Raw genomic sequence first — 21,783 nt, forward strand, 5'->3', positions numbered from 1 at the left:
TGAAAGGTACGTGACACATCGCCTCCTGAGCTATCACGATTACCGCCGACCGTTTTCCGGCCCGGTTTGCTCTCGTTGGTCTACCGCAACGGGAAATGATTCCCTGCGTAAACAAGCGAAGCGGCGAATCATCCCATGCCGCACAAGCGCCGGATAGCTACCTGAAGAAGACTTTTTGCGGTCGCCGAGCAGCTCTGCATCGCCAGTCCGAGAGGGCCAGGCGCGCGACGCCCAACGGCGACCGCGACACCTCACTGCAACCTGAAACGCCCTTGCGTCACGTGTTGCGAATCCAGCCCGACCTGCACCTCGAACTCGCCTGGTTCGGCGACACGTTGCAGCTGCGCATTGACGAATTTCAGGTCGTCTTCGTCCAGGCTGAAACGGATCTCTCGCGCCTCTCCCGCTTTGAGGGCGACCTTGCGAAAGGCCTTGAGTTCCTTCACCGGACGAATCACCGAAGCCACCTCATCGCGGATATACAGCTGCACCACGGTGGCGCCGTCACGCTGCCCGATGTTCTTCACCGTTACGCTGGCTTCCAGGCTACCTCCACGTGGCATGGTTGGGCTCGACAAACGCACCTCGGACAGCTCGAAATCGGTGTAGCTCAGGCCATAACCGAAGGGATAAAGCGGTCCATTGGGCTCTTCGAAATACTGCGACGTGTAGTTGCCAGGCTTGCCCTCTACGTAGGGTCGGCCGACTCGCAGGTGGTTGTAATAGGTCGGGATCTGTCCCACCGAGCGCGGGAAGGAGATCGGCAGCTTGCCGGAGGGGTTGTAATCGCCGAACAGTACGTCGGCGATGGCATGGCCGCCTTCGGTGCCGGTGAACCAGCTTTCCAGGATTGCATCGGCATTCGCCTTCGCCCAGTTGAGGTCCAGCGGTCGGCCATTCATCAGCACCAGCACCAGCGGCTTACCGGTTTCCTTGAGTGCCTTCAGGAGCGCCTGTTGGCTTGGTGGGATCTGCAGGCTGGTACGGCTCGACGCCTCGTGGGACATGCCACGCGATTCGCCCACCGCAGCGACGATCACGTCGGCCTGCTTCGCGACCGCTATCGCCTCATCGATCATCGCCTCGGGCGAGCGCGAGTCCTGCACCACCTCGGGGTTATCCCAGTTGAGAAAGTTCAGATATTCGACCATATGCGGGTCGTCCGTGATGTTAGCGCCCCGTGCATGGAGCAAATTCCCCTCCTCTCCCAGTGCATCGAGCAGGCCTTGGCGCAGCGTCACCGATTGTTTAGCGACCCCCGCTGCGGACCAGCTGCCCATCATGTCGATAGGCGAATCGGCCAGCGGGCCGACCAACGCGACGGTGCTGCGCTTGGTCAGCGGCAGCGTCTGGGCATGGTTTTCCAGCAATACGATCGACTGGCGCGCAACCTCCCTCGCCGCCTGACGGTGCAGCCGGCTTTCCGCATTGACGTCTTTCGGGTCGTCCTTGGCTGCACCGATACGCCGGAACGGATCGTGAAACAGACCCATGTCGTATTTGGCGCCGAGCACCTCGCGCACCGCCGTGTCGATTTCAGCTATCGCGACCTCACCTGCCTTAACCAGGCCCGGCAGCTCCTGGCGATACAACGAGTCGGCCATGCTCATGTCAATGCCAGCCTTGATCGCCAACCGGGCGGCCTCACGTCCATCGCTCGCCACGCCATGACGCAGCAGCTCGCTGATCGCGCCGTGGTCGCTGATGGCGATGCCATCAAATCCCCAGTCGCGCCGCAGCAGATCCTGCAACAACCAGGTATTGGCGCTGGCTGGCACGCCGTTGATGGAGTTCAGCGCAACCATCACCCCACCCGCCCCTGCGTCGATGGCGGCGTGATAGGGCGGCAGGAAATCCTGATGCATGCGCATCGGACTCATGTCCACCACGTTGTAGTCGCGTCCGCCTTCGACCGCACCGTAAAGGGCGAAGTGCTTGACGCTGGCAGTCACGCTATCAGGCGCGGCCGGTGATTCGCCTTGATAGGCATGAACCAGGGTGCGAGCAATTTCAGAGACCAGATAAGGGTCTTCGCCAAAGCCTTCGGACGTCCGCCCCCAACGTGGATCGCGGGAAATATCGACCATGGGCGCGAAAGTCATGTCCAGCCCGTCAGCACTGGCTTCGATGGCCGATACGCGTCCGCTGGTAGCGATGGCATCTAAGTCCCAACTCGACGCCAGTCCCAACCCGATGGGGAAAATTGTCCGATGGCCGTGCACCACGTCGTAGGCGAAGAAGATTGGGATCTTCAACCGGCTGCGCAGGGCTGCTTCCTGCATCGGGCGGTTGTCGGCACGCGTGACCGTATTGAAGGTGCCACCGATATGGCCGCCTGCCAGCTCTTCGAGGATGCGCTCACGCGGCATGTCTGCGCCGATGCTGATCAACCGCAATTGACCGATCTTCTCTTCCAGCGTCATCTGCTCGATAAGACTGGCGATGAATGCCGGCTTGTTGTCCAACAACGAAGATGGTGGCTCGGCAGCGGCCGATTGCAACGAAAGACCGGCGATCAGACCGAGCAGATAAAGCCTTTTCATTATTTGGATATTCCTTGGCCTGCGAGGCGTATGGACGAACCACTGGGGGCCGGTATGGACCGGCTGGAACAACTGCTGAGTATGGATACTCCACGAGCGCGCAACCAGTGATATACGAGCGCAACACGCCCGCGTTCCCGCATCGGGGTCGACTTGCCCAGCGCGCGGCTCAGCGGAAACCCGCTCGCACGGTATTCGATCAGCTGTTATTTCACCGCGGCGAAACGCTTCACCGAGCCGAGCCAGGCGTCGTCCAGCGCCTGCTGATCGGGATCCAGCCCGCGTGCCTCCATCAACTGGCGGTGCCGCTCGATGTCGCCCCTGACTTCACCAAGCGATGCACTGTTGCCGTCCAACTGATGCATCTGCGTCAGGCCGAGGTGATAAAAACGCAGCAGCTTGATCGCCTCCGGATCGTCCGCCGCGATGCCTGCGGTCACGTGGTGCATGAGGTTGGTCACGCTCATCAGGCTGCGCTTGAGCCGCCAGCCATAGGCGGCAGCCGTCATCCAGGGCTGTTTCCAGTAGACGAAACGCACCAGAGCGGCGGTCAGAAAGAGTCCGAGCGCGACGCCGGCGATGTTCCAGCGCAAGTTATCCGTGCCCGGATCGCCGAACAGCGCGACGGCCAATGCGGCCAGCCCCATCGCCAGCACCGCGAAGGTCGCCACTATCACCAGCGTGCTGCGACGTGTCTGCTGCCGATAGGCCTCAGGATTGAGAGGCTTGATTTCGAATACCACCATGTTCGCGATCCCTTGGTTGAGCAGGCTGAGCAAGGCAGCAGCCGGGGCCACATTATCACCCAGCTCACCGCCGGACAGCTGACGCCGGACAGCGATTGCATCAGTTGACAGCGAACGATGGGGCTGTGTCTGAATCTCCTTCCATCCAAAGGCGTGACGCCGCTACCGAAGCGGGCACATCGACTTTCACGCACCCACCGCAGCCTCTATGATCAGCGAATCGCCGCCGCCCAGAAAAAGGACCACCATCATGAGCCGCTACGAGATCTCGTTTTCCGGTGAGCTCGCACCGGGCGCTACGCTCGAACAGGTCGAGGCCAACCTGGCCCGTCTGTTCCAGGCCGATGCCCAACGGATCGCCGTGCTGTTTTCCGGTCGCCGCATCGTGATCAAGCAGGACCTCGACCATGCCAGCGTGGAGAAATACCGCACGGCCATGGCCCGCGCCGGTGCCGTCGCCGAGGTCAGACCGATGCCGGTGGAGGTTGAGGAAATCGAGCTCGCCCCGCCACCAGCAGAGACGCCGCCAACGGCCACACAACCGACCGCTTCCACACAGACCGGCACGACCCCAGGTCCGCTGAAAGTGGCGCCACGTGACGAATACATGGCCGCGTTCGCCGATGTCGAGGCGCCGGATTTCGGCATCGCGCCCGTCGGTACCGACCTGCAGGATGCCCGCCCCGCTGCCGAGCCTCCGGCTGTCGATCTGTCACAGTTCAGCCTCGCCCCGGTGGGCAGCGACATGGGCGAACGGCGCCGCGCCAGCGACGCGCCCGTGCCGGACACCTCGCATCTTAAATTGCAGGACTGATCGCCCGTACCCCAGCCGTCTTAGATGCTCACCTTGGTGAGCACACCTTCGTTAGGTGGGCTTTAGCCCACCAGTGTCCCCGCGAGCGAACTCGCAGCGCTGCGCCGTGCTCCAACCCTACAAGCCCGCCAAGTGCCTGTATTCATGGATCTCGTCGTTGCCCGCCCCGAAGGTCTCTACTGTCCACCCGGTGATTTCTACATCGATCCCTGGCGGCCGGTAGAGCGCGCCGTCATCACCCATGCCCACGGCGATCACGCGCGTTGGGGCATGGACCATTACCTGGCCTCCAGCGACAGCGAAGGCATCCTGCGCTCGCGCATCGCCGCCGACATGCCGCTACAGACGCTGGCCTACGGCGAATCCATCGAGCATCACGGAGTGAAGCTCAGCTTCCACCCAGCCGGCCACGTGCTCGGCTCGGCCCAGGTGCGGTTGGAGTACAAGGGCGAAGTCTGGGTCGCCTCGGGCGATTACAAGGTGGAGCCGGACGGGACCTGCGCGCCCTTCGAGCCGGTGCGCTGCCATACGTTCATCACCGAATCGACCTTCGGCCTGCCGATCTACAAATGGCCCGCGCAAGCCGAAGTATTCCGCGAGATCAACGACTGGTGGCGCGCCAACGCCGCCGCGGGCCGGCCGAGCGTGCTGTTCTGCTACGCCTTCGGCAAGGCGCAACGGATCCTTCATGGGCTGGATGAAACCATCGGCACCATCGTCGTCCATGGCGCCGTCGAGCCGCTGAACAAGGTATACCGCGAGGGCGGCGTCTATCTGCCATCCACCGTGTATGCCGGCGACCTGAAAAAAGGCGATCCGCGGCTCAAGCAGGCGCTCGTCCTCGCCCCGCCCTCTGCCGGTGGCAGTACCTGGATGCGCCGTTTCGGCGACTACGCCGATGCCTTCGCCAGCGGCTGGATGATGCTGCGTGGCACCCGCCGCCGGCGCGGCGTGGATCGCGGCTTCGTGCTGTCCGACCATGCCGACTGGCCCGGCCTGCTCTGGGCCATCGAGCAGACCGGCGCCGAGCGGGTGATGGTGACCCACGGCTCGGTGCCGGTGCTGGTGCGCTATCTGCGTGAGATACGAGGGCTCGATGCCCAGGCCTTCGAGACCGAATACGGGGAAGAAGACGACGCGAATACCCAGGAGGCTGAATGACCCACCTGCTCTATTCGCGCTATCCGCATAGCGAGTCCGCTCAGGCGTCCCCTGAAGGCGGCTGCCGATGAAAGCCTTCGCCACCCTCTACAGCCGTCTCGATGCCACCACCTCGAGCAACGCCAAGCTGGCGGCCATGCGCGACTACTTCCGCGAAGCCGACCCCGCCGATGCGGCCTGGGCCGTCTATTTCCTGGCCGGCGGCCGGCCGCGTCAGCTGGTGCCGACCCGCGTGCTGCGCGAGACCGCGATGCAGGCCTCGGGGTTGCCGGAGTGGTTGTTCGAGGAGAGTTACCAGGCAGTCGGCGACATGGCCGAAACCATTTCGCTGTTGATTCCCGAAACCCAGCACAGCTCGGGCGACGGACTCGCGGTGTGGATGCAGGACAAATTGCTGCCCCTACGCGGCCTGCCGCCGGAGGAATTGGCGGAACGCCTGCCAATGCTCTGGGCGCAGCTGGACCGACTTAGCTTGATGGTCTGCATCAAGCTGATCACCGGCGCGTTCCGTGTCGGCGTTTCCAAACTGCTGGTGACGCGGGCGCTCGCCTCGCTGGTCGATCTCGATCCTAAACGCGTGGCGCAGCGGCTGGTGGGCTACACCGACCTGTCTCACCGCCCTAGCGCCGAGGGCTACCTGGCGCTGATCGCCGACGAGTCCGAACACGAACATGCGCAACGCGGCGGCCAACCCTATCCCTTCTTTCTCGCTCATTCGCTGCAGGCACCGGTCGAAGAGTTCGACACCCTGCTCGGCCCGCCGGAGAACTGGCTCGTCGAGTGGAAGTGGGACGGCATCCGCGCCCAGCTGGTCAAGCGCGACGGGCAGATATGGATCTGGTCGCGCGGCGAGGAGCTGGTCAGCGATCGCTTTCCGGAACTGTGCGAGCTGGCCGACGGCCTGCCGGACGGCACGGTGATCGACGGGGAAATCCTGGTCTGGAAGCATGTCCCCGACGCGTCGCCGAACGAGTTGTTCGACGTCCACCAAGGCCAGCCGGCAGGTGGCTCAGAGCGATTCGGCGTGCAGCCGTTCGCCCTGCTGCAACAACGCATCGGCCGCAAGAACCTCACCGCCAAGGTGCTGCAAGACGCGCCGGTCGCCGTGCTCGCCTACGACCTGCTGGAATGGCAGGGCGATGACTGGCGACAACGCCCGCTGCGCGAGCGCCGACAGCGACTCGAGGCGGTGGTCGAGCAATGCCCCAACCCGCGGCTGATGACCTCACCACGGGTAGAAGGTAGCGACTGGCCTGACCTGGCCCGCCAGCGCGAGGCCTCACGCGCCCTGGGCGTCGAAGGCATGATGATCAAGGCGCTCGCGGCGCAGTACGGTGTCGGCCGTACCAAGGACGTCGGCGTCTGGTTGAAATGGAAGATCGATCCCTATTCCATCGATGCCGTGTTGATCTACGCCCAGCGCGGTCATGGGCGTCGCGCCAGCCTTTATACCGATTACACCTTTGCCGTGTGGGACGGCGAGCCGGGCGATCCCGAGCGCAAGCTGGTACCGTTCGCCAAGGCCTATTCGGGTCTCACCGACGAAGAGATGCGCAAGGTCGACGCCATCGTGCGCAAGACCACCGTGGAGAAATTCGGCCCGGTACGCAGCGTGACGCCGACCTTGGTGTTCGAACTCGGCTTCGAAGGCATTGCCGCCAGCAGCCGTCATAAGAGCGGCATCGCCGTCCGCTTTCCACGCATGCTGCGCTGGCGCCTGGACAAGCCGGTGGACGAGGCGGATAGCCTGGAGACGTTGAAGGAATTGCTCGGATGAGCAACTGCCGGCAATGCTCGCCTAGGTCTGCGAACCGTGCTTCGATGGGTTTCACCCATCGCCGCGCGCCAATTGAGCGTCCCCACGCTCCCGTACGGGAGCAATTACCAACCGTACCCTTTGCGCGGCGCCACCCATGCCGTTAAAAGCACCAACCCTGCCCGAATTCTGGTTCGGCAGCCGAGGCTGGCAGCCTTTCGCGTTCCAGCAGGAGGTATGGCAGGCCGTGCAGAACGGCGAATCCGGTCTGCTCCACGCCACGACCGGGTCCGGAAAAACCTACGCGGTCTGGCTCGGTGCGCTGAATAGATTCGCCGCCGCGCCGAATGCTAAAAACGAACCGCTGAAGAAGACCGCACCTTCGGACCAGCCCGCGCCCCTGACCGTGCTTTGGATCACGCCAATGCGGGCGCTGGCGGCCGACACCGCCCGCGCGCTGCAAGCGCCGCTGGACGATCTGGGCATCAATTGGCGCGTGGGCCTGCGCACCGGTGATACCGCCAGCACCGAGCGTGCCCGCCAGAGCCGACGGCTACCCAGTGCACTGGTCACCACCCCGGAAAGCCTGACGCTGTTGCTCACCCGCGCTGATGCCCGTCAGGCCTTTGCCGGCTTGCGCATGCTGGTGGTAGACGAGTGGCACGAGCTACTCGGCAACAAACGCGGCGTCCAGCTGCAACTGGCGCTGGCCCGGCTGCGCCGCTGGATGCCAGAGCTGATCGTCTGGGGCCTCTCCGCGACGCTGGGCAATCAGCCGCACGCGCTGGACGTCCTGCTGCACCCCGGGAAGGGTCGGCTGGTGCAGGGCAAGGTCGACAAGGAGCTGCACGTCGACACCCTGCTTCCGCCGAGCATCGAGCGCTTCCCCTGGGCCGGCCATCTCGGCCTGCGCATGCTACCGCAGGTGGTTGAGGAGATTGACTCGGCCGCCACCTCTTTGGTCTTCACTAACACCCGTTCGCAGTCGGAGCTCTGGTACCAGGCAATTCTCGATGCGCGCCCGGACTGGGCCGGGTTGATCGCCCTGCACCACGGCTCGCTGGCACGCGAGGTACGCGACTGGGTCGAGCAGGGCCTCAAGCAGGGCGCGTTGAAGGCCGTGGTCTGCACCTCCAGCTTGGATTTGGGCGTGGATTTCTTGCCGGTCGAGCGAGTGCTGCAGATCGGCTCTCCCAAAGGAGTAGCGCGGCTGATGCAACGCGCCGGCCGTTCCGGTCACGCGCCGGGACGGGCCTCTCGAGTCACCCTGGTGCCGACCCACAGCTTCGAGGTGGTGGAGGCCGCTGCGGCCAAGGTCGCGGTTGCCGAACGACGGATCGAGGCACGCAGCGCGCCGCATCGGCCGCTGGACGTGCTGGTGCAACACCTGGTCAGCATGGCGCTGGGCGGCGGTTTTCGTCCCGACGACTTATTCGCCGAAGTCCGACAAGCCTGGTCCTATCGCGAACTGGACGACTCGCAATGGCAATGGGCACTGGCCTTCGTCCGCCACGGCGGGCACTCGCTAACGGCTTACCCGGACTATCAACGGGTCGAACCGGACGAAACGGGCCTATGGAAGGTCCCCAGTCGGCGTGTCGCGCTCCGCCATCGGATGAGCATCGGCACCATCGTCAGCGATGCCAGCCTGACGGTGAAATTCTGGGCCAAGGGTGGCAGCGGCCGCGCCTTGGGGACCATCGAAGAGGGCTTCATTGCCCGCCTGCGCCCCGGCGACAACTTCCTGTTTGCCGGCCGGCTGTTGGAGTTGGTGCGGGTCGAGAACATGACCGCCTACGTCAGCCGCGCCACGGGCAGGAAAGCCGCCGTGCCGCGCTGGAATGGTGGCCGCATGCCGCTATCCAGCGAACTCGCCGATGCCGTGGTCGAGCAGCTCGGCGCCGCCTCGCGTGGGGAGTTCGCGAACGACGAGATGCGTCTGGTAGAGCCGTTGCTGCGGGTTCAGATGGGCTGGTCAACCCTGCCGACCGAAACCACGCTGCTGGCTGAGGTAATGAAGTCCCGCGAGGGCTGGCACCTGTTTCTTTACCCGTTCGCGGGACGTCACGTGCATCTGGGGCTTGCCAGTTTGCTGGCCTGGCGCATGGGTCAGCGGCAGCCCGTGACCTTTTCCATCGCGGTGAACGACTATGGCTTCGAGTTGCTCTCGGCGACCGAAGTGGACTGGCAGCACTGGCTGACCCCGACCTTGTTCAGTCGGGACGATCTGCTGCATGACGTACTCGCCAGCCTCAACGCCGGCGAACTGGCGCGCCGGCGTTTTCGCGAAATCGCCCGCATCGCCGGGCTGGTGTTTTCCGGTTATCCCGGCGCGCAGAAAAGCGCGCGGCAACTGCAGGCTTCCAGCGGACTGTTCTTCGATGTGTTCCGTCAGTACGACCCAAGCAATCTGCTACTGACCCAGGCCGAGGAAGAAGTGCTGCGCCAGGAACTGGAAGTCGAGCGACTGGAACACACACTAACGCGGCTGCAGCAGCGCCGGCTGGATATTCATCCGGTCAGGCGCACCACACCTTTGGCGTTCCCGCTGATGGTCGAGCGGTTCCGCGAAAGCATGAGCTCGGAGAAGCTGGCCGATCGCATTCGGCGGATGGTCGCCGAGCTGGACAAGGCCGCAGGGCCAGGCGGCTATCAGCCGGAAGCGAATGCCCAGATCGCGGTTGAACGCGAAACCAACCCGAAGCGCAAGCCGCGCAAGACCAAGGACGGAACGCCCCGATTGAAAAAGGCGAAACCATAGCCTGCCGCGAAAAACAGCCCTGCACCCGGATTGGTGGGAGGCGCGCCCGTGCCGCAGATGCATGGGAACACGCGCAAGCCCGCGATAGACTTGCTTGCATGACCCCACACCTGCCCATTGAGCTGGAACAGACCGAGCTCTGGTTGCTCGCCGACAAGGCCATCTACTGGCCAGAACGCCAGACGCTGCTGATCGCCGACATCCACTTCGGCAAGGCCGCCGCGTATCGTCGTCTCGGACAGCCAGTGCCGCATGGCACCACACAAACCAATCTGCTGCGGCTCGACGCGCTGCTGGCGCGCTACCCATGCCATCAGCTGATATTTCTCGGCGACTTCCTGCACGCGCCGGAATCCCAGACGCCCGCCGTCCTGGCGCAACTCCAGCATTGGCGCGCCAGTCATCCTGAACTCGCTATCACGCTGATTCGCGGCAACCATGATCGGCGTGCCGGTGATCCGCCAGCGTATCTCGACCTGACCGTCGTCCCCGAACCGCTGCTGCTCGGCCCTTTCGCGCTGCAGCATGAGCCCGACCCGCACGCCACTCACCACGTGCTGGCCGGTCATCTGCACCCGGCTTTCCGCCTCACTGGGCGTGGGCGCCAGCACCTGCGCCTGCCCTGCTTCTGCATCGGCGAGCGGGTGAGCCTGCTTCCCGCGTTTGGCGATTTCACCGGAATGATGGAAGTCGGCGCAAACGCGGGTCGGCGTCTGTTTGTGGTTGGGGATAACAGCGTGTGGCGAGTGGCTTGACCGGCAATCAGGCCTGCGAAATACCGGTTACGGTGATACCAAAGCGCTCGGCCAAGCGTGTGGCCGGTGTTTCCTCTATATCCGGATCATGCTCGTAAGCATCGTCCTCTCCGGCATAGTCCAATTCGGCCTTTTGCGTAACCAGCGCTACCGCCTCGTCGATATCCGGCTGGTGATCGGATTCGGTTCGGAGGATGGAAGTGTTGCCGTCTTTGCTGTACGCGATGATCCAAGTTGTCATGGATGCCCCCTCTTCTAGCGCCTTCGGCAATTCGTTCGCCGATATCGGCGTCGCTTTGTTTAGAGACTAGCCCGTCGTGTTCGGTTCTGCCGCTTATGCTTGATTCGGACGACCTGCCGAACGGTCTGAACAGGGCCTTAGAGCGTAGGTCATCGGTAGAGAGGAGAACAGGAGACGAGGCCATGATTCGATCACGCCCAAGGTCTACCGAGACGACCGAGGAACAACTGGTTGAACTGCTGCGTCACCATGCGACGCCGCTGCCTGCGATCGACGACCCGGCGTTTGCGGCGCACTTCGACGCGTTCGCCGACGCCCGGGTCGTACTGATCGGTGAGGCCAGCCACGGCACTTCGGAGTTTTACCGCGCCCGAGCCGCCATTACCCGACGGCTGGTCGAGCACCACGGTTTCAACATCATCGCCGCCGAAGCGGACTGGCCGGATGCGGCGAAGATCGACCGCTACGTACGCCACCAACAGCCACCGAGCTGGGTCGAGGAAGGTTTCAAGCGCTTCCCAACCTGGATGTGGCGCAACCAGGAAGTCGCCGATTTCGCCGGTTGGTTGCGCAGTCACAACGAAGCCCTGGCACTCGAGCGACGCGTGGAGTTTCGCGGCCTGGACGTTTACAGCCTCGGCTCCTCGATCCGGGAAGTGCTGGACTACCTCGACCGCGTCGATCCGCAGGCTGCCAGCGCTGCGCGCCGCCGCTATGGTTGCCTCAGCCCCTGGCATGAAGAGCCGGCCATCTACGGCCATCAGGTGATGCTCGGCGAGCCGTCCTGTGAGGACGCGGTGGTCGAGCAATTGCGTGCGCTGCTCGATCAGCGGCTGCAATACCTTGAACGGGACGGCGCCAGCTTCTTCAATGCCGAGCGCAACGCCCGCGTGGTACTCGCTGCGGAGCAGTACTACCGGGCCATGTACCAGGGCTCGGCAGAATCCTGGAACCTGCGCGACCGGCACATGTTCGACACCCTCCGCGCATTGCTGGAGCACCGTGGCGCCGATGCCAAGGCTGTGGTCTGGGCGCACAACTCGCATATAGGCAATGCCGCCGCAACATCCATGGGCTGGGGCGGCGAGTTCAATATCGGTGAGCTGTGCCGTACGGCCTTCGGGCGCGACGCGTTGCTGATCGGCATGGCCACCGATCGCGGCGAGGTGGCGGCTGCGGACAACTGGGACGAGCCGATGCAACTCAAGCAGGTCCGCCCGTCGCGCCCGGATAGTTGGGAGCAGCTGTTCCTGCGCACCGGTATCGCAGCGTCACTGACCAGCTGGCGCGACGATGCGCCGTTGCGCCAGGCCCTAGCCAGGCCGCGTCTGGAGCGAGCCATCGGCGTGATCTACCGTCCGGCGACCGAACGCCAGAGCCATTATTTCCAGGCCATACTGTCTGAACAGTTCGACGCCCTGATCTGGCTAGAGCAGACCACCGCGGTGACGCCGATCGGCCCTCAGCAGATCGACGATGAAATCGTTCCGGATACCTACCCATTCGGAGAGTGAGTCATGCGTGCGTACATGTCTGAATCCCATCTATTTCGCGACCGCAGCCATGCCGGCCAGGAACTGGCCGAAGCACTGCAGCACTTGGCCGACCTGAAACCGCTGGTGCTCGCCCTACCCCGAGGCGGCGTCCCAGTTGCCTTCGAGGTGGCGCGTATCCTACAGGCACCGCTCGATCTGGTGCTGGTGCGAAAGATTGGTGCGCCCGGCAATGAGGAGTTGGCACTGGGCGCCGTGGTCGACGGCGCAGAACCGAAATGGGTCATCAATCAGGAGTTGTTCAACCAGATCGCACCACCCCCCAACTGGTTCGAGAAGGAAATGCAGCACCAACTCGCGGAACTGGAGCGCCGTCGCCAACGTTACTGTGGCGAGCGAGCCGCACCTGCGCTTAACGGCCGCTGCGTGATAGTCATCGACGACGGCGTCGCCACGGGCGCGACCGTGAGAGCTGCGCTGAAGGGACTGAAGCAATCGAGCCCCAGCAAAATCGTGCTCGCCGTGCCCGTGGGGCCGCGTGAGGAAATCGAGATGCTGAGAACGGAGGTGGACGAATTGGTCTGCCTGGCGATGCCCGAACCATTCATCGGTGTCGGCCGCCATTACGGTGACTTCGATCAGACGAGTGACGAGCAGGTCGTCGACCTGCTCGCGCGCGCTCAGGCCTTCGCTACCGACACGCCGGAGGCAAGTACGGGAAGTCAAGCCACCGGAGCGGGCGGCGGCTGATCCGGAATGGTCGGCTCGCCCGGCTCACTCGGTAGATCCGGTACACCGGGCTCTTCCGGATCGCCTGGCACGCCATTGGCCTGCAGGTCGAACCCGTCCAACGGGTCCGCATAACGGATGGATGCATTTCCCATGTCGTTGCCCTCCACTACATTTGGCCGGCAGTTCCGGCTGGTCTATATCAGTAGAGGGCGCGTCATCGGGTTCGATCCGTCCATCTGTCGGACGTGATGGCCAGGTATTACCACATCAGATCATCAGGGATCTGGTAGGCGGCGTAAGGATCGTCCGCATCCGGGGCTTCGGTCTGGGTATTGAGCTGCACGATGCGGCGCGGGTCGCGTTCTTGAATCTTCAGCGCCGCCTCGCGCGGGATCACCTCGTAACCACCTCCGTGGCGGACGATGGCCAGCGAGCCGCTGGACAGCTTGTCACGCATCAGTTTGTTCACCGAGAGGCGTTTGACCTTCTTGTCGTCGACGAAGTTGTAGTAATCCTCGGTGGTCAGCTTGGGCAGGCGGCTGGTTTCGATCAGTTGCTTGATCTGCGCGGTACGGGCTTTCTGCGCGGCTTTTTCCTGCTGCTGACGGTTCAGCTCTTGATCGCGGGCGAGCTTTTCAGCCTGGGCCTTGAGTGCCGCTTCACGCTGAGAGTCATCCTTTTCGATCTGGCCTTTCTTCACCAGGCGTTGCTGTTTCTGCTGCTGCTTGCCGGCCTGCTTGGCCTGCTTCTCATTGACCAGCCCGGCTTTGAGCAGCTGATCGCGAAGGGAAAGACTCATGTGTCGGCTCGTCTCGTGATGAATTCAAAATGGACGCAGGTAAACATGCGTAATGGCGCTGGAGCGCATTGTGGTGGATGTGAAAAGCGACATCCACCCTCGCGGCTAGCCGCAGGACGATGAGCGCTCGGCTTTCTTGGCCTCGCCCCACAGCGCGTCGAGTGTTTCAAGGTCGCAATTTTCGATGGCCCGTCCGCTGTCTCGCAAGGCTTGCTCGATGAAACGGAAGCGACGTTCGAACTTGCCGTTGGCCGCACGCAGGGCGTTTTCCGGATCGACCTTCAGGTGCCGCGCCAGATTCACCACGACGAACAGCAGGTCGCCAATCTCCTCGGCGATCGCCTCGGGATCGTTCTCGCTCATGGCTTCGAGCACTTCGTCCAGCTCCTCGCGGACCTTGTCCACTACCGGCAGTGCGTCCGGCCAGTCGAAACCGACCTGGGCGGTGCGCTTCTGCAGCTTGGCAGCGCGGCTCAAGGCAGGCAGCGCGTTCGGCACATCGTCGAGTAGCGACAACTGCTCCGGCGCGGCGGATTTCTCCGCGCGTTCCTCGGCCTTGATTTCTTCCCAGCGCGCTTTGATGGCTGCCTCATCGAGACGGGGCAGCTCGGGCGAGCCGTAGAGATCGCCGTCAGGGAAGACATGCGGATGCCGACGCAGCAGCTTGCGGGTGATCCCGTCGACCACCGCATCGAACTCGAAACGTCCTTCTTCTTTCGCCAGCTGGCTGTAATAGACGACCTGGAACAGCAGATCACCCAGCTCACCGGGCAAATGATCGAAGTCACCGCTCTCGATGGCATCCGCCACCTCGTAGGCCTCTTCGAGGGTATGCGGCACGATGCTGGCGTAATCCTGCTGCAAGTCCCATGGGCAGCCGTGCTGCGGATCGCGCAGCCGGGCCATCAGGTGCAGTAGGTCATTGAGCTGGTACATGGGAGTCCTCGGGCAAGCGGCAGCCGTTGCGGCAATTCGGTGGATGTAAAAAGCGACATCCACCCTACGGAGTCAAGCCGATTGTAGGGTGGATCGGGGCGCGTAGCTGACGCTTCACCCATCCACCGTGACGCGACCGGCGATTCCGCCGGCCTTGTACCTTACGCAGCTCTTTGGCGCTTGGCTTCGATGATATTGGGCAGCTGAGAAATACGGCTCAGCAGCCTTCCCAGCGCATCCAGCCCCGGTATTTCAATGGTCAGGGTCATCTGCGCGGTGCTGTCTTCCTTGTTCGAACGCGTATTGACGGCGAGCACGTTGATCCGCTCGTTGAGCAGAATCTGCGACACATCTCGCAGCAGGCCAGAACGATCGTAAGCACGGATGACGATATCGACCGGGTAGGTTTTCTCCGGGATCGGCCCCCAGCTGACCTGGATGATCCGCTCCGGCTCGCGCCCAGCCAGTTGCAGCACCGAGGCGCAATCCTGGCGGTGGATGCTGACACCACGGCCCAGCGTGATATAGCCGACGATGGGGTCGCCCGGCAGCGGCTGGCAGCAACCTGCCATCTGCGTGAGCAGATTGCCGACGCCCTGGATCTGTACATCACCACGCTTGCCCGGTCGGGTGCTGGTCGGGCGCCGGGGAATCAGTTCGAGCTGATCGGCGACGTGGCCATCCGGCTCCACCAATTGCTGCGCATGATTGACCAGTTGGGACAGACGCAGGTCGCCTGCACCGAGCGCGGCGAACATGTCCTCGGCGGTCTTCAGGTTGGCTTTTTCCGCCAGCTTGTCGAAGTCCACCGGGGGTAGATCCAGGCGTCCGAGCTCACGCTCGAGCAGCGCCTTGCCGGCCGCGACGTTCTGATCACGGGCCTGCAACTTGAACCAATGGACGATCTTCGCCCGCGAGCGCGAGGTAGTGATGTAGCCCAGGTTCGGGTTCAGCCAGTCACGACTCGGCGAGCCGTGCTTGCTGGTAATGATTTCGACCTGTTCGCCGGTTTGCAGGCTGTAGGTCAGCGGTACGATGCGCCCGTTGATCTTGGCGCCACGGCAGTTATGGCCGATCTCGGTGTGCACGCGGTAAGCGAAATCCAGCGGCGTCGCGCCCTTGGGCAGGTCGATCGCATGGCCATCCGGGGTAAATACATAGACCCGGTCCGGCTCGATATCCACTCGCAACTGATCGGCCAGACCACCGATATCGCCCAGTTCCTCGTGCCACTCGAGCACCTGACGCAACCAGGAAATTTTCTCTTCGTAGTGGTTGGAGCCGGAATTGACGTCAGTGCCCTTGTAGCGCCAGTGCGCACATACGCCCAGTTCGGCTTCCTCGTGCATGGCCTGGGTACGGATTTGCACCTCAAGCACCTTACCTTCCGGGCCGAGCACGGCGGTATGCAGCGAACGGTAGCCATTTTCCTTCGGATTGGCGATATAGTCGTCGAACTCCCTGGGAATGTGTCGCCACAGGGTATGCACGATACCCAGCGCGGTGTAGCAGTCGCGGACTTCCGGCACCAGCACGCGCACGGCGCGAACGTCATAGATCTGGCTGAACTGCAGGCCCTTTTTCTGCATCTTCCGCCAGATCGAATAGATGTGCTTGGCGCGACCGTCGATTTCGGGGTGAATACCGGTAGCGGTCAGTTCATCCTTGAGTTGCTGGACAACGTTCTGGATGTACTGCTCTCGATCCAGCCGGCGCTCATGCAGCAGCTGGGCGATCTGCTTGTATTGCTCGGGCTCGAGGTAGCGGAAGGACAGATCCTCCAGCTCCCACTTGATATGCCCGATGCCCAGGCGATGAGCCAGCGGCGCATAGATATCGAAGACTTCACGAGCAACGCGGTGGCGCTTGTCGTCATCGGCGTTCTTCACCGCGCGAATGGCGCAGGTGCGCTCGGCCAGCTTGATCAGCGCGACGCGAACGTCATCGACCATGGCCACCAGCATCTTGCGCAGGTTTTCTACCTGGGTCTGGGTCCCCAGCACCAACGACTCACGCGGGTTGAGACTGGCGCTGATGGCAGCCATGCGCAGCACGCCTTCGATCAGCTTGGCCACCACCGGGCCGAACTTCTGGTGCACCTCCGCCAGCTGAATCTTGCCCTCGCGTACGCCGCGGTAGATCACCGCGGCCACCAGACTGTCCTGGTCGAGCTTGAGGTCGGCAAGTATTTCAGCGATCTCGAGGCCGGTCTGGTAGCTGGAGGTGCCTTCGCTCCACAGATTCTGTGCCGCGTTGGCCTGCTGTTCGGCTGCGCGAGCGAACTCGCAGGCTTGCTTGAGTGCGTCGCGGTCGAGTGCCGGGTCCATCCCCAACACATGATCGAGCCAGCCATCGAGATTGATACTGCCGTCGGTGTTGATCGGCTGAAGCGCTCTGACCTGGACCATCTTTCTACTTTCCTCTACGCAGTTTCTGCGTCGAATACGCCGACTTTCTGGGAGTCGGTCGGTTGAACCACAGGCCGCTTGCCTGTCGAAAAAAATCCGCTGTTATTCCGGTCGCTCGAACAACGCCATGGCCTCGACGTGTGCGGTTTGCGGGAACATGTCCAGCACGCCGGCCCGTTTCAGCCGATAACCCTGGCCGATCAACTCGGCTGCGTCGCGCGCCAGCGTCGCAGGGTTGCATGAAACATAGACCACACGCCTTGCGCCTAAAGTCGTCATCTGCCGCACCATTTCCAACGCGCCGTCGCGCGGCGGGTCGAGCAGCACCCCGGCAAAGCCGCCTTCGGCCCACTGCGCCTCGACAAGCGGCTTCGACAGGTCCGCTTGATAAAAGTGCATACCGTTCAGGCCGTTGTGCGCTGCATTGGTGCGTGCGCGCTCGACCATCTCCTCGCCCCCCTCCACCGCGACCACCTGCGCCCCGGCACGGGCCAGAGGCAGGGCGAAGTTGCCGAGCCCACAGAACAGATCCAGTACCCGCTCGCCCGCTTCGGGCGCCAGCCATTCCAGTGCCTGCGCCACCATCGCCTCATTCACCGGGGCGTTGACCTGAACGAAATCACCGGGCCGCCAGGCCAGTTCCAGGTCCCACGCCGGCAGCCTGTAGCCCAGGGCATACGCGGTGTCCAACGGTTGCGGCGCGCCCTCGCCTTGCAGCCAGAGCTGTACGCTCTGTTCGTGTGCGAAGGCGGTCAGGCGCTGCAGATCCGCTTCGGCCAGCGCAACCGTATGGCGCACCAGCACGGCTTCGGCGGTGCCGCTGAACAGTTCCACATGGCCGATCGCCTGCGGCTTGTCCAGCGCATGCAACACGGCCAGCAAAGCCGGCAACAGCGTCTGCAAGGCCTGTACCAGCACAGGGCATTCATGAATGGCGACGATGTCCTGACTGGCGCTGGCACGGAAACCAACGTCCAGCCGCCGGGCCTTGTTGTCCCAGCGCACGGCCAGCCTGGCGCGCCGGCGATAACAGAACTCGGGCCCGCTCAGCGGTGCCGCCCATTCCTGCGGTTCGATTCCTGCCAGCCGCGACAACTGCTCGGCGAGGCTGCGCTGCTTCAGCGCCAGCTGCTCGGACGCCGGCAGGTGCTGCAGCGTGCAACCGCCGCAGACGCGCGCATGTGCGCAGGGCTCGATACGGCGCTGCGTGCTGGCGGTCAGCACCCGCTCGCTGCGCGCTTCGACGATCTGGCTGCGCGCCGTCAGGACACGCGCTTCGACGTCTTCGCCGGGCAAGGCTCCCTCGACGAACCAGGTGCGGCCGTCGACGAAAGCGATACCGCGACCGTCGTTGGCCAGCCGTTGCACGCTCAGCCGCTGCTTCTTGCCGGTCGGGATCTGCTGCTTCTTCTGGCCACCGCTGGGCTGGAAGCGCAAGCCGCCACTGCGTTTGGCCATCAGCAGGTTCCGCCTTGGGCCCGCGCGGTGCGATCAGTTGGGCTGGTCATAAACGCCCGTCGACAGATAGCGGTCGCCACGATCGCAGATGATCGCGACGATCACCGCATTCTCGACTTCCTGCGACAACCGCAGTGCAGCCGCCACCGCGCCGCCAGACGACACACCGCAAAAGATGCCTTCTTCGCGGGCCAGGCGGCGCATCACGCGCTCAGCCTCTTCCTGGGCCATGTCGACGATGCGGTCAACGCGCTCGGCCTGGTAGATCTTCGGCAGGTATTCCTGCGGCCAGCGGCGGATACCGGGGATCGACGCGCCCTCCATGGGCTGCAGGCCGATGATCTGGATCTCCGGGTTCTGCTCTTTGAGGTAGCGCGAAACGCCCATGATGGTGCCGGTGGTACCCATGGAACTGACGAAGTGAGTGATGCCGCCCTGGGTCTGCTGCCAGAGCTCGGGCCCGGTGCTGCTGTAATGCGCCTCGGGGTTGTCGCCGTTGGCAAACTGATCGAGCACTTTGCCACGGCCCTCAGCGGCCATTTTCACGGCAAGGTCACGGGCGCCTTCCATGCCTTCGTCCTTGCTCACCAGAATCAGCTCGGCGCCGTAGGCGGTCATCGCCGCCTTGCGTTCAGCACTGGAGTTATCGGGCATGATCAGAATGAATTTGTAGCCTTTGATTGCCGCGGCCATGGCCAGGGCGATGCCGGTATTGCCGGAAGTAGCCTCGATCAGCGTGTCGCCGGGCTTGATGTCGCCGCGTGCCTCGGCGCGCGCAATCATCGACAGAGCCGGGCGATCCTTCACCGAGCCGGCAGGATTGTTGCCTTCGAGCTTGACCAGAATGGTATTGCTGGTTTCGCCGGGCAGACGCTGCAGGCGAACCAGTGGGGTGTTGCCGACGCAATCGGCGATGGTCGGGTACTGAATTGTCATGGCGTCGATGAACCGAGCGGCATTTGGGAAGGCGCACATGATACCGGCAACTATCGGACACGGGCAGACCGCTTGGCCTCGATCGGCAATTGCCCACAGCCAGCTCCGTTAGCACCGTGGACTCAGCGGACGAAACGCTGAAGAAACGCAACGATCGGGCTTGGCAGATAGTTACCAGTGGTCTAGGTCTATAAGCAGCACTTCTAAACAGCGTTTCCCACAAGGAATTCCCCATGTCCGTCAGACCTGACGCCCTGGTCTTCACGTTTCTCCTCACCAGCCTGACCGCCTGCACCAACCCGGACACGTCCAGCCAGACGCCGCCAGCCCCGGAGCGCGCCAGCGGTTACACCGCCAAGCCGGGCTGGGCCACCGAGCGCTTCGCCGTCGCTGCCGCCAACCCGCTGGCCACCGAGGCGGGCTACAGGATCCTCAAGGCCGGCGGCAGCGCGATGGATGCGGCCGTTGCCGTCCAGATGGTGCTGAGCCTGGTAGAGCCGCAGTCCAGCGGCCTCGGCGGCGGCGCCTTTCTGCTGTATTGGGATGGCGCGCATGTGACGGCATTGGACGGGCGCGAAACCGCCCCGGCGGCGGTCGACGAAACACTCTTCCTGAAGCCTGACGGCAAACCGATGGACTTCCAGCAGGCCGTCGTCGGCGGCCGCTCGGTGGGCGTTCCGGGCACCGTGAAAATGCTCGAACAGGCCCACCAGCAGTACGGCAAACTCCCCTGGCGGGAGCTGATGCAGCCGGCCATCCGTCTCGCCGAGGACGGTTTCGAAATCAGCCCGCGATTGCATGGACTGCTCGAGAGCGATCCGGCGCTGCGCGACAACCCGCCGGCGGCCGCGTTCTACTACCAGCCCGATGGGTCGCCGTGGCCGGTGGGCCATCGTCTGCGCAACCCGGCCCTGGCCCAGCTGCTGCGCAACATCGCCGAGCGCGGCAGCGATGCCTTCTACCGAGGCGCCAACGCCCAGGCGTTGGTCCGCCAGGTAAACGAGCACTACAACGCCGGCGCAATAACCCTCAGCGATCTGGAGGTCTACAAGCCGCGTCAGCGCGATCCGCTCTGCAACCTCTGGCAGCAGCGCTATCAGGTATGCGGTTTTCCGCCGCCCTCTTCCGGACACATCACGCAGATGCAGATCCTCGGCATCCTCGAGCAGCTGTCGCCGCTGCCGGCGCTAGACCAGGGCGTACCATCGGCCGAATTCCTGCACCACTACACCGAAGCGTCGCGGCTGGCCTACGCGGACCGCGCCAAGTACCTGGCCGACCCCGATTTCGTACCGGTACCGGGGCGAACCTGGAACAGCATGCTCGCGCCCAAGTACCTCAAACAGCGCGCCGAGCTGATCAAGTCACGCAGCATGGGGACCGCCGAACCAGGTAACCCAGGCGAGATGCCCGTCACGTTCGCCTCCCAGCCCACGCAGCCGGAATACGGCACCAGCCACATCAGCATCGTCGATGAACAGGGCAATGCGCTGGCGATGACCACCACCATCGAACAGGCCTTCGGCTCACGCCTGCTCAGCGATGGCGGTACCGGCTTGCCTGGCGGTTATCTATTGAACAACGAGCTCACGGATTTCTCTTTCGAGCCGCGTGACGCTCAGGGTCAGCCGATCGCCAACCGGGTCGAGCCGAACAAGCGCCCCCGTTCGAGCATGAGCCCGACGCTGGTATTCAATGCCGCTGGCGACCAGCTGCTCGCCAGCGTCGGCTCACCCGGCGGTGCGGCGATCATCCACTTCACGGCGAAGACCCTGCTGGGCATGTACGGTTGGGGGCTGGATGCGCAGCGGGCGATCGACCTGCCGAACTTCGGCAGTTTCAACGGGCCCACCGTGCTCGAAGCCGGACGTTTCCCTGAAGCCACGGTGGAGTCGCTTGAGGCCCGCGGGCATCAGGTCAACGAAGTCGAGATGACCAGCGGATTGCAGGCGATACAGCGCACCAGCAGCGGTTGGTTCGGCGGCGCCGACCCAAGGCGCGAAGGCGTAGTGATGGGCGAATAGCCCAGCCAAAAGCGGCGTTCAGCCCACCTCTGTGGGAAACCCGACCTAGGGCCGAATGATGTTGAGCACGCCTGACCGGATCACCCCAGGCCTCGAATTCGCGCCAACCGAATTCGCCGCGGGGGCGCGGCTCCCACAAAAGCGGCTTCCTGCGTCACTCTGTGGGAGGCCCGACCCCGGGCCGAATGATGTTGAGCACGCCTGATCACGCCGGCTCGGT

17 protein-coding genes are annotated in these 21,783 nt (G+C 63.6%); 8 read left to right on the forward strand and 9 right to left on the reverse strand.

Annotation, left to right across the window (positions count from 1 at the left end):
* Positions 1-251: 251 nt before the first annotated feature.
* Positions 252-2,543, reverse strand: coding sequence for a beta-glucosidase BglX (gene bglX, locus UF78_RS13715; RefSeq protein ID WP_045162776.1), 2,292 nt, complete (start codon positions 2,541-2,543; stop codon positions 252-254).
* Positions 2,544-2,749: 206 nt separating this feature from the next.
* Positions 2,750-3,289: a DUF3087 domain-containing protein gene (locus tag UF78_RS13720; RefSeq protein ID WP_045162794.1), complete on the reverse strand. Its 540-nt coding sequence runs from the start codon at positions 3,287-3,289 to the stop codon at positions 2,750-2,752.
* A gap of 250 nt (positions 3,290-3,539) precedes the next feature.
* On the opposite strand from UF78_RS13720, the gene UF78_RS13725 reads away from it, so the two are divergent.
* From UF78_RS13725 to pdeM, 5 genes are all read left to right on the forward strand, one after another.
* Positions 3,540-4,103: a hypothetical protein gene (locus UF78_RS13725; RefSeq protein ID WP_045162777.1), complete on the forward strand. Its 564-nt coding sequence runs from the start codon at positions 3,540-3,542 to the stop codon at positions 4,101-4,103.
* 144 nt (positions 4,104-4,247) lie between these two features.
* Positions 4,248-5,264, forward strand: coding sequence for a ligase-associated DNA damage response exonuclease (locus UF78_RS13730; RefSeq protein WP_045162778.1), 1,017 nt, complete (start codon positions 4,248-4,250; stop codon positions 5,262-5,264).
* 67 nt (positions 5,265-5,331) lie between these two features.
* The gene (locus UF78_RS13735) at positions 5,332-7,041 is read left to right on the forward strand and encodes an ATP-dependent DNA ligase (protein WP_045162779.1); all 1,710 of its coding nucleotides are present in this window, start codon (positions 5,332-5,334) and stop codon (positions 7,039-7,041) included.
* A gap of 136 nt (positions 7,042-7,177) precedes the next feature.
* Positions 7,178-9,781 (forward strand): ligase-associated DNA damage response DEXH box helicase, encoded by a 2,604-nt coding sequence (locus UF78_RS13740; RefSeq protein ID WP_045162780.1) that lies wholly within the window; start codon positions 7,178-7,180, stop codon positions 9,779-9,781.
* Positions 9,782-9,879: 98 nt separating this feature from the next.
* Complete coding sequence (gene pdeM, locus UF78_RS13745; RefSeq protein ID WP_045162781.1) at positions 9,880-10,536, forward strand: ligase-associated DNA damage response endonuclease PdeM; 657 nt, start codon at positions 9,880-9,882, stop codon at positions 10,534-10,536.
* 7 nt (positions 10,537-10,543) lie between these two features.
* On the opposite strand, the gene UF78_RS13750 is transcribed toward pdeM, so the two are convergent.
* On the reverse strand, positions 10,544-10,777 hold the full coding sequence (locus UF78_RS13750) for a hypothetical protein (RefSeq protein ID WP_045162782.1): 234 nt from the start codon (positions 10,775-10,777) through the stop codon (positions 10,544-10,546).
* A gap of 182 nt (positions 10,778-10,959) precedes the next feature.
* On the opposite strand from UF78_RS13750, the gene UF78_RS13755 reads away from it, so the two are divergent.
* A complete protein-coding gene (locus tag UF78_RS13755) occupies positions 10,960-12,291 on the forward strand; it encodes an erythromycin esterase family protein (RefSeq protein ID WP_045162783.1) in 1,332 nt (443 codons plus the stop codon).
* Between the two features lie 15 nt (positions 12,292-12,306).
* Positions 12,307-13,020, forward strand: coding sequence for a phosphoribosyltransferase (locus tag UF78_RS13760; protein WP_413044005.1), 714 nt, complete (start codon positions 12,307-12,309; stop codon positions 13,018-13,020).
* Here UF78_RS13760 and UF78_RS23010 read toward each other — a convergent pair.
* The 6 genes from UF78_RS23010 to cysM form a co-directional block, all read right to left on the reverse strand.
* Positions 12,993-13,154, reverse strand: a complete 162-nt coding sequence (locus UF78_RS23010; RefSeq protein ID WP_196298669.1) for a hypothetical protein — start codon at positions 13,152-13,154, stop codon at positions 12,993-12,995. The genes UF78_RS13760 and UF78_RS23010 overlap by 28 nt on opposite strands.
* 107 nt (positions 13,155-13,261) lie before the next feature.
* Positions 13,262-13,801 carry a DUF2058 domain-containing protein gene (locus UF78_RS13765; protein WP_021207675.1) on the reverse strand — a complete coding sequence of 180 codons (540 nt, stop codon included), beginning with the start codon at positions 13,799-13,801 and terminating at the stop codon, positions 13,262-13,264.
* Between the two features lie 105 nt (positions 13,802-13,906).
* Positions 13,907-14,737 carry a nucleoside triphosphate pyrophosphohydrolase gene (gene mazG / locus UF78_RS13770; RefSeq protein WP_045162785.1) on the reverse strand — a complete coding sequence of 277 codons (831 nt, stop codon included), beginning with the start codon at positions 14,735-14,737 and terminating at the stop codon, positions 13,907-13,909.
* Positions 14,738-14,898: 161 nt separating this feature from the next.
* Positions 14,899-17,145, reverse strand: coding sequence for a GTP diphosphokinase (gene relA, locus UF78_RS13775; RefSeq protein ID WP_045162786.1), 2,247 nt, complete (start codon positions 17,143-17,145; stop codon positions 14,899-14,901).
* Between the two features lie 102 nt (positions 17,146-17,247).
* Complete coding sequence (rlmD, locus tag UF78_RS13780) at positions 17,248-18,603, reverse strand: 23S rRNA (uracil(1939)-C(5))-methyltransferase RlmD (RefSeq protein WP_045162787.1); 1,356 nt, start codon at positions 18,601-18,603, stop codon at positions 17,248-17,250.
* 33 nt (positions 18,604-18,636) lie between these two features.
* Entirely contained in the window at positions 18,637-19,539 is a 903-nt protein-coding gene (cysM, locus tag UF78_RS13785) for a cysteine synthase CysM (RefSeq protein WP_045162795.1), read from the reverse strand.
* A gap of 233 nt (positions 19,540-19,772) precedes the next feature.
* On the opposite strand from cysM, the gene ggt reads away from it, so the two are divergent.
* Positions 19,773-21,563, forward strand: coding sequence for a gamma-glutamyltransferase (ggt, locus tag UF78_RS13790; RefSeq protein WP_045162788.1), 1,791 nt, complete (start codon positions 19,773-19,775; stop codon positions 21,561-21,563).
* Positions 21,564-21,783 lie beyond the last annotated feature (220 nt).

The sequence above is a fragment of the Stutzerimonas stutzeri genome, from assembly GCF_000952685.1.
Classification (GTDB): Bacteria; Pseudomonadota; Gammaproteobacteria; order Pseudomonadales; family Pseudomonadaceae; genus Stutzerimonas; species Stutzerimonas stutzeri_E.

Bases quoted from the DNA above. Each gene is read 5' to 3' on its own strand.
- bglX (WP_045162776.1), bottom strand. From the start codon at position 2,543: ATGAAAAGGCTTTATCTGCTCGGTCTGATCGCCGGTCTTTCGTTGCAA.
- UF78_RS13720 (WP_045162794.1), bottom strand. From the start codon at position 3,289: ATGGTGGTATTCGAAATCAAGCCTCTCAATCCTGAGGCCTATCGGCAG.
- UF78_RS13725 (WP_045162777.1), top strand. From the start codon at position 3,540: ATGAGCCGCTACGAGATCTCGTTTTCCGGTGAGCTCGCACCGGGCGCT.
- UF78_RS13730 (WP_045162778.1), top strand. From the start codon at position 4,248: ATGGATCTCGTCGTTGCCCGCCCCGAAGGTCTCTACTGTCCACCCGGT.
- UF78_RS13735 (WP_045162779.1), top strand. From the start codon at position 5,332: ATGAAAGCCTTCGCCACCCTCTACAGCCGTCTCGATGCCACCACCTCG.
- UF78_RS13740 (WP_045162780.1), top strand. From the start codon at position 7,178: ATGCCGTTAAAAGCACCAACCCTGCCCGAATTCTGGTTCGGCAGCCGA.
- pdeM (WP_045162781.1), top strand. From the start codon at position 9,880: ATGACCCCACACCTGCCCATTGAGCTGGAACAGACCGAGCTCTGGTTG.
- UF78_RS13750 (WP_045162782.1), bottom strand. From the start codon at position 10,777: ATGACAACTTGGATCATCGCGTACAGCAAAGACGGCAACACTTCCATC.
- UF78_RS13755 (WP_045162783.1), top strand. From the start codon at position 10,960: ATGATTCGATCACGCCCAAGGTCTACCGAGACGACCGAGGAACAACTG.
- UF78_RS13760 (WP_413044005.1), top strand. From the start codon at position 12,307: ATGTCTGAATCCCATCTATTTCGCGACCGCAGCCATGCCGGCCAGGAA.
- UF78_RS23010 (WP_196298669.1), bottom strand. From the start codon at position 13,154: ATGGGAAATGCATCCATCCGTTATGCGGACCCGTTGGACGGGTTCGAC.
- UF78_RS13765 (WP_021207675.1), bottom strand. From the start codon at position 13,801: ATGAGTCTTTCCCTTCGCGATCAGCTGCTCAAAGCCGGGCTGGTCAAT.
- mazG (WP_045162785.1), bottom strand. From the start codon at position 14,737: ATGTACCAGCTCAATGACCTACTGCACCTGATGGCCCGGCTGCGCGAT.
- relA (WP_045162786.1), bottom strand. From the start codon at position 17,145: ATGGTCCAGGTCAGAGCGCTTCAGCCGATCAACACCGACGGCAGTATC.
- rlmD (WP_045162787.1), bottom strand. From the start codon at position 18,603: ATGGCCAAACGCAGTGGCGGCTTGCGCTTCCAGCCCAGCGGTGGCCAG.
- cysM (WP_045162795.1), bottom strand. From the start codon at position 19,539: ATGACAATTCAGTACCCGACCATCGCCGATTGCGTCGGCAACACCCCA.
- ggt (WP_045162788.1), top strand. From the start codon at position 19,773: ATGTCCGTCAGACCTGACGCCCTGGTCTTCACGTTTCTCCTCACCAGC.